This window comes from Ensifer sp. 2TAB8 (assembly GCF_052115125.1).
GTDB lineage: Bacteria > Pseudomonadota > Alphaproteobacteria > Rhizobiales > Rhizobiaceae > Ensifer.
Genome location: NZ_JBFRGB010000004.1, coordinates 315,866 through 325,950 on the forward strand (window position 1 = coordinate 315,866; position 10,085 = coordinate 325,950).

Here is a 10,085-nt window from a genome sequence, read left to right on the forward strand (position 1 = left end):
CGGGATTATGCAGCGGCGCGGCCATTCAGGCGCTTTAACACCTTGATTTGGCGCATCATTCGCTTGGGTCGATTACGGTCCGGGGCAATATGCGATAGCATGACGGGGCTCCTAAGGCCCGAGAAGGTTTCCATCCTATGTCCGGCACCTGGATAACAACGCGCGCATGGCTGCTCATGCTGCCGCTGCTGGTGGTCATGATCGCCGTCATCGGCTGGCCGCTGATCGACACGGTCAGGCTCTCCTTCACCGACGCCAAGCTCGTCGGCACGGAAGGCACGTTCGTCGGCTTCGGCAACTATGCGAAAATGCTTGGCGGCTCGAATTTCCAGCGTGCGTTCATAACGACGACCTGGTTCGCGGTCGTCTCTGTCACAGCGGAAATGGTGCTCGGCGTGCTCGCAGCCCTGCTGCTCAACCAGCAATTCCGCGGCCGCACGGCGCTCAGAGCCCTGATGATCCTGCCCTGGGCGCTGCCGACCGTGGTCAACGCCACGCTGTGGCGGCTGATCTACAATCCGGAATATGGCGCTCTCAATGCCGCCCTGACGCAGATCGGCCTGATCGACAGCTACCGATCCTGGCTCGGCGAACCCAGCTCGGCGCTGACGGCGCTGATCATCGCCGACTGCTGGAAGAACTTCCCCTTGGTCGCGCTGATCGCCCTTGCAGCCCTTCAGGCCGTCCCGCGCGACATCACCGCCGCCTCACTCGTCGATGGTGCCGGTCCGCTCAATCGCTTCCGCTACGTCATCATGCCCTATCTGGCCGGCCCTCTGCTGGTCGCCCTGGTGCTACGCACCATCGAGGCCTTCAAGGTGTTCGATCTCATCTGGGTCATGACGCGCGGCGGCCCGGCAAACAGCACCCGCACGTTATCGATCCTCGTCTATCAGGAAGCGTTCTCCTTCCAGCGCGCCGGATCGGGGGCCTCGCTGGCGCTGATCGTGACGCTGCTCGTAACCGTGCTCGCCGTCGCCTACGCCGGCCTGGTGCGCAAAGCTGCAGGAGCATCGTGATGGAACGCCAAAGCCCCGCTTTCACCGTTTTCGTCTACGCAGCCGCACTCCTTTTGGCGGCGATCATACTCGCCCCCATCCTCTGGCTCTTCGTCATGAGCATATCTTCAGCCGCCGACCTCTCAACGAAACCACTCAACTGGTGGCCCAACGAAATCGACCTGTCGCGCTATCAGGTGCTCCTGTCGACGATCGAAAACAGTGCCGGCGGCGCCTTCACCGCCTCGCTGTTCAACAGCCTGAAGGTCGCCGGCATGGCGACGTTGGCCGCGATCGCAGTCGCCATTCCTTCCGCCTGGGCGGTGTCCCGCACCTCAAGCGTCTCCTGGTCGCTCTATGCCGTAATTGCCACCTACATGCTGCCGCCGGTGGCGCTCGCCGTGCCGCTCTATATGGGGCTTGCCTATCTCGGGCTCCTGAATTCGGTATTCGGCCTGGCGCTGGTCTATCTCACCATTTTGGCTCCGTTCACGACCTGGCTGTTGAAGTCCGGCTTCGATTCCATCCCGAAGGAAATCGAGAGTGCGGCGATGATCGACGGCGCCCGCCTCGACCAGATTCTCCGGCTCATCACCTTGCCGCTTGCGGCTCCCGTCATGGCGACGTCAGCACTCTTTGCCTTCCTGCTGGCCTGGGATGAATTCTTCTACGCGCTGCTCTTCACCTCGGACCTGCGCGCCAAGACGCTTACGGTCGCCATTTCCGATCTCGCCGGCGGCCGTGTTTCCGATTACGGGCTGATCGCCACAGCCGGGGTGCTGGCCGCCCTGCCCCCGGTACTGATCGGCCTCGTCATGCAACGTGCCCTTATCTCCGGGCTCACCAGCGGCGGCGTCAAAGGATGACGGCTATGACAACTTCGGCACGCCCGGCCGGGCTCGTCGCGATTGACCATGAGATGGCGCGTCAGGCCTCGGACGCGATCGCCTCGTTTCATCAGGCGGTAACTCCCGCCGCGAAGATCGCCGGCTCGCTCAAATCGACCGGCAAGCTCCTTCTGCTCGGCATGGGCGGCTCGCACGCGGTTGGCCGTGCAGTCGAGCCCCTCTACCGCGCCCATGGCATCGACGCGATTGCCCTGCCGCTCTCGGAACAGCTCGGCCAGCCGCTTTCGGTCGAGGGCAAGACGATCCTCGTCACCTCGCAGTCGGGCGAAAGCGCCGAGGTGTTGCGCTGGTTCGGCGAGACCGATGGCGGAACACCGCATACGTTCGGGTTGACGCTGGAAGGAGGTTCCTTTCTCGCGAAAAACGCAGCGTCACTCGTCGGTGTGGGCGGGACCGAGAAGGCCTTTGCCGCGACCCGCAGCCTGACTACCAGCTTCGCGTTGCACCTCGCCGTCCTCGCCGCCCTCGGCGATGACCCGGCGAGCGCTCTTCATGCACTGGAAAGCCAGCAAACGCCCGATGTCGCGTCGGCACTCGCGGCGCTGGACGGCGTCCGATCCGTCGTCACATCAGGTCGTCGCCTGCAGGGGCTCGCCGAAGCGATCGGCCTAGGGCTGACCGAGCTCTCGCGCCTGCCCTGCTTCTCGCTCGAGGGCGGTCAGCTCAGGCATGGGCCGATGGAAATGCTCGGCCCATCCGTCGGCGTCGTGCTCTTTCGCGGAGCGGATGCGACGGCCGGGCTCGTTCGCGCCATGGCGATCTCCGCTGCCGAAGCAGGCTCGCCCGTCATCGTCTTCGATGCCTCCGGCGAGGCGCAGATCGAAGGCGTCACCACCATACCCTTTGCGCCGGCTTCAGGCTTAGCGGCGATCTTCGCCATGCTGCCTGTTGCGCAATCCTTCATGATCGCCTTTGCGGCTTCCCGCGTCGAGAATGCCGGCACCCCGGTGCGCTCGACCAAGATTACCCGGAGCGAATAAACGATGCGTCCTCTTGCCGTGGTCGGCAATGCCAATGTCGATCTCATCCTCGGGCCGGCGGCCCCCTGGCCCAAGGCCGGTACCGAAATCATCGTCGATCACGACGAGCTGCGTGTCGGCGGCTGCGCCGGCAACAGCGCGCTCGCCTGGGATTCGCTCGGCGTCGACTATGCGATCGCCGCCAATGTCGGCAACGACCAGTTCGGCACCTGGCTGAGGCAAGCGTTCCCTGAGCGGTCCAAATCCTGGCCGGTCGAAAATGTCGGAACGACGCTCTCCGTCGGCATCACCCATCCGGACGGAGAGCGCACCTTTTTCACGACCCGCGGGCACCTGCCGCTGCTCACCTTCGAAGAAGTGCGCGCCATGCTCGACGGTGAGAAACTGCGCGGCGGTTACGCACTTCTGACCGGTTCATTCCTGACCGACGCGCTGACGGCGGACTATGATCGCTTCTTCGACTGGGCCGATGCGCAAGAGATCGCGGTGGCACTCGACACCGGCTGGCCGCTCGACGGCTGGACGCAGACGAACTGCGCGGCGACTGTCGGCTGGTTGAAGCGCTGCCGGCTGGCCCTTTTTAACGAGGTCGAAACGACCACGCTGACCGACTTGGCCGACCCGACCGAGGCGGCTCACGAACTGCGGAAGCACATGCCCGAGGGCGCGATCGTCGTCGTCAAACGCGGACCGCATGGAGCCATCGCGATCGATGCGGAAGGCGGAATCTCGTCGGCAGAGGCACCCGTGGTCACCGTGGTCGATACGATCGGCGCCGGCGACGTCTTCAATGCAGGGTTCCTGGCGGCACTTGCCGCCGAGATGCCCTTGGAAGCCTGCCTCTCGACCGGCGTCGCCATCGCTTCCGAGGCGATATCCACCCTGCCGCGCAGTTACGGCCAACCGCTTTCGTCCTACCTTCAGGAGACCGGCGCATGAGCGCACTTGCCATAGAGAACATTCACAAGCGCTATGGCGAGGTCGAGACGCTGAAGGGCATCGATATCGATCTCGAGAGCGGCGAGTTCCTGGTGCTGCTCGGATCGTCCGGCTGCGGCAAGTCCACGCTTCTCAACATCATCGCCGGGCTCGCCGAGCCGAGCGGCGGCGACATCCGTATCGGCGACCGTTCCATTCTCGGCGCGCATCCGAAGGACCGCGACATCGCCATGGTGTTCCAGTCCTATGCGCTCTACCCGAACATGAGCGTCGCGCGGAACATCGGCTTCGGGCTGGAGATGCGCAAGGTCCCGGTCGCTGAGCGCGAGAAGGCGGTGAAGGAAACGGCAAAGCTGCTGCAGATCGAAAACCTGCTCGAACGCAAGCCGAGCCAGCTCTCGGGCGGCCAGCGCCAGCGCGTTGCCATCGGCCGTGCACTTGTCCGCAATCCGCAGGTCTTCCTCTTCGACGAGCCGCTCTCGAACCTCGACGCAAAGCTGCGCATGGAGATGCGCACCGAGCTCAAGCGCCTGCACCAGATGCTGAAGACGACGGTCGTCTACGTCACCCACGATCAGATCGAGGCGATGACGCTTGCGACCCGCATCGCCGTCATGCGCGACGGGCGGATCGAACAGCTCGGCACGCCGGAAGAAATCTACGACCGCCCGGCCACGCTCTACGTCGCCGGCTTCGTCGGCTCGCCGCCGATGAACATCCTGAATGCGACCGTCGCGGGAGGTCAGCTGAAGATCGACGGCGACGGCCACGCGATCGCCCTGCCGGCACGGCTGCGCAACGTCGTCTCCGAGGGTCAGCGCGTCAAAGCCGGTATTCGTCCGGAAGCGCTGCAACTTGCTGCCGGAAGCGAGCCGACGCCGCTATTCAGGGCCCGCGTCGAGGTGGTGGAACTGACCGGACCCGAACTCGTTACCACCGCCCGGATCGGCGACCAGCGCCTCACCGCCTGCCTGCCGCCGCGCAGTTCGGTCCTTTCGGGTGAAGAACGCGCCTTCACGATCGAAGCGGATGCCCTACATCTCTTCGATCCCGACAGCGGCCGGTCGCTCGCGAAAGACTGACAGTGCCTGCGGGCGACGGTCGGGATTGCTTTAGCAACGGCTTTTCCTTCTTGTGAGAATCGTTCATCACAGGTTGTCCCGTGCGATAAGAGGAAGTGACCGCGATGCCCCTGTCGATCGAAACGCCGGCCGTTCTCGTCGATCTCGAGATTGCCAAGCGCAATATCGAGCGCTTCCAGGCCTATGCCGATGAACATGGCATTCGCGTCCGCCCGCACATCAAGACACACAAGCTGCCGCAGATGGCCGAGCTTCAGCTTAAGGCCGGCGCCGTCGGCATCACCTGCCAGAAGGTCACCGAAGCGGAAGCGATGGTTGAAGGCAGCGACCTGATCAAGGATGTGCTGATCACCTACAACATTCTCGGCGAAGCCAAGATGGCGCGGCTAGAGCGGCTCAATGGCCGCGTCGCGCTTGCCGTCGTCGCCGACAGCGAGACGGTCATCGATGGGCTTGCGGGCTATTTCGCAGGAAAAGACAAGCCGCTTCGCGTGTTCGTCGAGTGCAACACCGGCGCCGATCGTTGCGGCGTCGGCAGCCCGGCAGAAGCAGCCAGGCTTGCCCGCCGGATCGAAGATGCGAAGGGGCTCGTCTTCGGTGGCCTGATGACCTATCCACCCGTAAACGGCGAAGGGAAAGTCCAGGCCTTCATGACCGAGGCGAAGCAACTGATCGAGGCCGATGGCATCACTGTCCCCGCCATTACCTCGGGCGGCACGCCCAGCATGATGCATGCCGCCGGCGCCCCGGTTGCCAGCGAGTACCGGCCAGGCACCTACATCTACAACGACCGCTCGCTGGTCTCGCGCGATGTCGCCGGCTGGGACGATTGCGCCCTGACTGTGCTTGCGACCGTCGTCTCGGTCCCCTCCGAAAACCGCGCGATCATTGACGCCGGCAGCAAGGTGCTGACCTCCGACCTGCTGGGGCTCACCGGCTACGGCCACGTGCTCGGCCGCGACGACATCCGCATCGACCAGCTCTCGGAAGAACACGGCCGTCTCGTTACCGACGGCCCGATCAACCTTAAGGTAGGCGACCAGCTCCGCGTCGTGCCCAATCATGCCTGCGTCGTGACCAACATGGTTGACGCCGTCCATATCGTCGAAGGCGACGCGCTGAAAGGCACCTGGCCGATCGTTGCCCGCGGCCACGTACTCTAGCCCCGCGTCATAGAGACCTCTACTCTGCAAATAACCTGGGTTCGCCCGGGCACCTCGCATTCGCCTTGGATGTGGGGGCTGAAGGCTTGCCGACGAGCGTTCACTCAAGCGGCCGAAAGGAGAATCGACGCGCCTCCACTGGACAGCGGCATGGCGCCCTCCATGTAATGGTCCTGACGGGCCGGCACGGGCCACATTGGGCGGTTGCAGGCAAACCGTTCCCGAAAAGGCGGCGAGAACGATAGGACATTTCCCGTTTGCCGCCTCGTGTGCCATCTGTTTGCGTTGTAGCAGTCGATTAAATTGATAGTTTTATCTGGTAACCGATGGAGGTCGAAATGGTCTTTGGACGAATTACCGGAATGGTGGGACTGGCAATTGTGCTCGGGGGCCTGCAGCTGGGAGCTGCGAGTGTTGCGTTTGCCGACACGACGATCTTGAACGTGTCCTATGATCCGACACGTGAACTCTATAAGGATTTCAATGCTGCCTTCGCTGAGAAGTGGAAGGCAGACACCGGCGAGACCGTGACGATCCAGACGTCGCATGGCGGCTCGGGCAAGCAGGCCCGCTCGGTCATCGACGGACTGCAGGCTGACGTCGTCACGCTGGCGCTGGAAGCCGATATCGATGCGATCGCCAAGGAAACCGGCAAAATCCCGGCGGACTGGAAATCGAAATTCGAAAACAACAGTGCGCCCTACACCTCGACGATCGTCTTCCTCGTGCGCAAGGGCAATCCCAAGGGCGTCAAGGACTGGAACGATCTGGTGAAGCCGGACATCCAGGTGATCACGCCGAACCCGAAGACCTCGGGCGGCGCGCGCTGGAACTTCCTGGCCGCCTGGGCCTATGGCCGGGCCGCCAATGGTGGTGACGATGCCAAGGCGCAGGAATATGTGACGGAGCTCTTCAAGCACGTTCCGGTACTCGACACCGGCGCGCGCGGCGCGACGACGACCTTCGTCCAGCGTGGCCTTGGCGACGTGCTGCTCGCCTGGGAAAACGAAGCCTACCTGTCGCTCGAGGAACTCGGTCCCGACAAGTTCGAGATCGTGACGCCGTCGATCTCGATCAAGGCCGAGCCACCGGTGGCGCTCGTTGATGGCAACGTCGATGCCAAGGGTACGCGCAAGGTGGCGGAAGCCTATCTCGGTTATCTCTACAGCGATACCGGCCAGAAGATTGCTGCCAAGCACTATTACCGGCCGTTCAAGCCGGCGGCAGCCGATCCGGCCGATATCGCCCGCTTCGGCGAGTTGAAGCTCGTCACCATCGAAGACTTCGGCGGCTGGAAGGAAGCCCAGCCGAAATTCTTCGGCGATGGCGGCGTCTTCGACCAGCTGTACAAGCCGGGCCAGTAAGAACGACCTGAGACGCGCAGCCGGGCAATCCGGCCGCGCGTCTTCGCTTGAACCGCGTTCGGCCATTGGCCGGAAGCACGGTCGATAACGTTTCGCGAGCTTTACAAAGGTAGTGCCATTGACGGAAGCGACGAAGACTGCGCCGTGGCGGTTTCGCCAGCCGAGTGTTTTGCCTGGATTTGGGTTGTCGCTCGGGATCACGCTGAGCTGGCTGGTTCTGATCGTGTTGATCCCGTTGTCGGGCCTGGTGTTTCGGGCAAGCGGATTGGGCTGGTCGCAGTTCGTGGCGTTGTCGCTCGATCCGCGCACGTTGAACGCGCTGAAGATCTCGTTCGGCACGGCCTTTCTTGCGGCGATCATCAATCTGATCTTCGGCGTCATCCTCGCCTGGGTGCTGGTGCGCTATCGCTTCCCCGGCAAGCGGGTGATCGATGCCATGGTCGACCTGCCCTTTGCGCTGCCGACCGCGGTCGCCGGCATTGCCCTGACGACGCTTTATGCCCCGAACGGCTGGATCGGCCAGTTCATCGAGCCGCTCGGGTTGAAGATCGCCTTCACCCCCGCCGGTATCGTCGTCGCCTTGATCTTCGTCGGCCTGCCCTTTGTCGTCAGGACCGTGCAGCCGATCATGGAGGAGATCGACAAGGAGGTGGAGGARGCAGCAGCCACCCTTGGCGCCAGCCGCTTCCAGACGATCAGCCGGGTGCTTTTGCCGGGATTGCTGCCGGCCGGCCTCACCGGCTTTGCGCTCGCCTTTGCCCGCGGCGTCGGCGAATACGGCTCGGTGATCTTCATCGCCGGCAACTTGCCCTACGTCTCCGAGATCGCCCCGCTTTTGATCGTCATCAGGCTGGAAGAGTTCAACTACGCCGCCGCCACCGCCATTGCCGCGGTGATGCTGGCGATCTCGTTCGCCATGCTGCTCCTCATCAACTCGATCCAGGCCTGGAGCCGGCGGAGATATGTCTATGTCGCATGATCTGACCGCCGGCGCTGGAACCATGCCCGCAGCCAGGCCGCTGCAGGCGGCAACCTCGGAAAGCCGCTTTGCCCGGCTGACGCTGACGATCACGGCGCTGGCCTTCGTCGCGCTGTTTCTGCTTTTGCCGCTCGCCGCCGTCTTCACCGAGGCGCTGCGCAAGGGGCCGGCCGAGTTCATCGCAGCGCTTGGCGATGCCGAGACCTTCTCGGCGATCCGCCTGACGCTGACGGTTGCGGCCATCGCCGTGCCGCTCAACCTCGTCTTCGGCGTCGCCGCCGCCTGGGCGATCGCCAAGTTCGAGTTCAAGGGCAAGGCCTTCCTGACGACGCTGATTGACCTGCCGTTCTCGGTCTCGCCGGTGATCTCCGGTCTCGTCTTCGTGCTTTTGTTCGGCTCGCACAGCCTGATCGGTCCCTGGCTGCAGAGCCACGGCATCCAGATCCTCTTTGCCGTGCCGGGCCTGGTGCTTGCCACCGTCTTCGTCACCTTCCCCTTCGTCGCCCGCGAACTGATCCCGCTGATGCAGGAACAGGGCAGTAGCGACGAGGAAGCGGCGCTGTCGCTTGGCGCGTCGGGCTGGCAGACCTTCTGGCATGTGACCCTGCCCAACATCAAATGGGGGCTGCTCTACGGCGTTCTGCTCTGCAACGCCCGGGCCATGGGCGAGTTCGGCGCCGTCTCGGTGGTCTCCGGCCATATCCGCGGCGAGACCAACACCATGCCGTTGCAGGTGGAAATCCTCTATAATGAATACAACTTCGTCGCCGCCTTCGCGGTGGCGGCGTTGCTGGCGCTGCTGGCGCTGATCACCCTCATCTTGAAGACGGCGCTGGAGATCCGCTACAGCGCCGAGATCGCCGCCAGCCGCAGGCACTGAAAGGTCAAACGCTATGGACGTGCGCGTTCACAATATCCGCAAGGAATTCGGCCGCTTCCCGGCGCTCGACGACGTCTCGCTCGATATCCGCTCCGGCGAGCTGATCGCGCTGCTTGGCCCCTCCGGCTCCGGCAAGACGACGCTGCTGCGTCTCGTTGCCGGTCTCGAAAGCCCGACCGGCGGCACGATCTACTTCGGCGACGAGGATGCCTCGCAAAAGACGGTGCAGCAGCGCAACATCGGCTTCGTCTTCCAGCACTATGCCCTCTTCCGCCACATGACCGTACTCGACAACGTCGCCTTCGGCCTCAAGGTGCGTCCGGCCAACCGAAGGCCGCCGGCCGCCGAGATCCGCAGCCGCGCGCTCGACCTGCTCGACCTCGTGCAGCTCTCCGGCCTCGACAAGCGTTATCCGGCGCAGCTTTCCGGCGGCCAGCGCCAGCGCGTGGCGCTGGCCCGCGCCATGGCGGTCGAACCCAACGTGCTTCTGCTCGACGAGCCCTTCGGCGCGCTCGACGCCCAGGTGCGCAAGGAACTGCGCAAGTGGCTGCGCGAGATCCACGACCGCACCGGCCACACGACGATCTTCGTCACCCACGACCAGGAGGAGGCGCTGGAACTGGCCGACCGGGTCGTCGTCATGAGCAAGGGCACGATCGAGCAGGTCGGCACCCCCGACGAGATCTACGACCATCCGGTCTCGCCCTTCGTCTTCGGCTTCATCGGCCAGTCGAACTGCCTCTCGGTCACGCTCTCGAACGGCGAGATCTGGTTCGAGGACCGGCCGATCGG

Annotated in this window: 10 protein-coding genes; all 10 read left to right on the top strand. The window is 63.9% G+C overall.

Annotation, left to right across the window (positions count from 1 at the left end; translation table 11 throughout):
- The first annotated feature begins 137 nt into the window (after nt 1-137).
- Nucleotides 138-1,019, top strand: coding sequence for a carbohydrate ABC transporter permease (locus AB4Z53_RS10960; protein WP_291162540.1), 882 nt, complete (start codon nt 138-140; stop codon nt 1,017-1,019).
- On the top strand, nt 1,019-1,864 hold the full coding sequence (locus tag AB4Z53_RS10965; protein ID WP_441595816.1) for a carbohydrate ABC transporter permease: 846 nt from the start codon (nt 1,019-1,021) through the stop codon (nt 1,862-1,864). Before AB4Z53_RS10960 ends, AB4Z53_RS10965 begins: the two co-directional genes overlap by 1 nt.
- The gene (locus AB4Z53_RS10970) at nt 1,861-2,886 is read left to right on the top strand and encodes an SIS domain-containing protein (RefSeq protein ID WP_441595817.1); all 1,026 of its coding nucleotides are present in this window, start codon (nt 1,861-1,863) and stop codon (nt 2,884-2,886) included. Before AB4Z53_RS10965 ends, AB4Z53_RS10970 begins: the two co-directional genes overlap by 4 nt.
- 3 nt (nt 2,887-2,889) lie before the next feature.
- Complete coding sequence (locus AB4Z53_RS10975) at nt 2,890-3,825, top strand: PfkB family carbohydrate kinase (RefSeq protein ID WP_441595818.1); 936 nt, start codon at nt 2,890-2,892, stop codon at nt 3,823-3,825.
- Nucleotides 3,822-4,907 carry an ABC transporter ATP-binding protein gene (locus AB4Z53_RS10980; RefSeq protein ID WP_441595819.1) on the top strand — a complete coding sequence of 362 codons (1,086 nt, stop codon included), beginning with the start codon at nt 3,822-3,824 and terminating at the stop codon, nt 4,905-4,907. The genes AB4Z53_RS10975 and AB4Z53_RS10980 overlap by 4 nt, the downstream gene beginning before the upstream one ends.
- A 104-nt stretch (nt 4,908-5,011) precedes the next feature.
- Nucleotides 5,012-6,070, top strand: a complete 1,059-nt coding sequence (locus tag AB4Z53_RS10985) for a D-TA family PLP-dependent enzyme (protein WP_441595820.1) — start codon at nt 5,012-5,014, stop codon at nt 6,068-6,070.
- A 326-nt stretch (nt 6,071-6,396) separates the two neighbouring features.
- A complete protein-coding gene (locus tag AB4Z53_RS10990) occupies nt 6,397-7,434 on the top strand; it encodes a sulfate ABC transporter substrate-binding protein (protein WP_441595821.1) in 1,038 nt (345 codons plus the stop codon).
- A 118-nt stretch (nt 7,435-7,552) separates the two neighbouring features.
- A complete protein-coding gene (gene cysT, locus AB4Z53_RS10995) occupies nt 7,553-8,413 on the top strand; it encodes a sulfate ABC transporter permease subunit CysT (protein ID WP_441595822.1) in 861 nt (286 codons plus the stop codon).
- Between the two features lie 22 nt (nt 8,414-8,435).
- Entirely contained in the window at nt 8,436-9,293 is an 858-nt protein-coding gene (cysW, locus tag AB4Z53_RS11000) for a sulfate ABC transporter permease subunit CysW (protein ID WP_441595835.1), read from the top strand.
- 13 nt (nt 9,294-9,306) lie between these two features.
- A partial coding sequence (locus tag AB4Z53_RS11005) for a sulfate/molybdate ABC transporter ATP-binding protein (protein ID WP_441595823.1) occupies nt 9,307-10,085 on the top strand: 779 nt, incomplete at its 3' end.

Excerpts from the sequence above, each read along its gene's own strand:
- AB4Z53_RS10960 (WP_291162540.1), top strand. The coding sequence starts at position 138 with ATGTCCGGCACCTGGATAACAACGCGCGCATGGCTGCTCATGCTGCCG.
- AB4Z53_RS10965 (WP_441595816.1), top strand. The coding sequence starts at position 1,019 with ATGGAACGCCAAAGCCCCGCTTTCACCGTTTTCGTCTACGCAGCCGCA.
- AB4Z53_RS10970 (WP_441595817.1), top strand. The coding sequence starts at position 1,861 with ATGACGGCTATGACAACTTCGGCACGCCCGGCCGGGCTCGTCGCGATT.
- AB4Z53_RS10975 (WP_441595818.1), top strand. The coding sequence starts at position 2,890 with ATGCGTCCTCTTGCCGTGGTCGGCAATGCCAATGTCGATCTCATCCTC.
- AB4Z53_RS10980 (WP_441595819.1), top strand. The coding sequence starts at position 3,822 with ATGAGCGCACTTGCCATAGAGAACATTCACAAGCGCTATGGCGAGGTC.
- AB4Z53_RS10985 (WP_441595820.1), top strand. The coding sequence starts at position 5,012 with ATGCCCCTGTCGATCGAAACGCCGGCCGTTCTCGTCGATCTCGAGATT.
- AB4Z53_RS10990 (WP_441595821.1), top strand. The coding sequence starts at position 6,397 with ATGGAGGTCGAAATGGTCTTTGGACGAATTACCGGAATGGTGGGACTG.
- cysW (WP_441595835.1), top strand. The coding sequence starts at position 8,436 with ATGCCCGCAGCCAGGCCGCTGCAGGCGGCAACCTCGGAAAGCCGCTTT.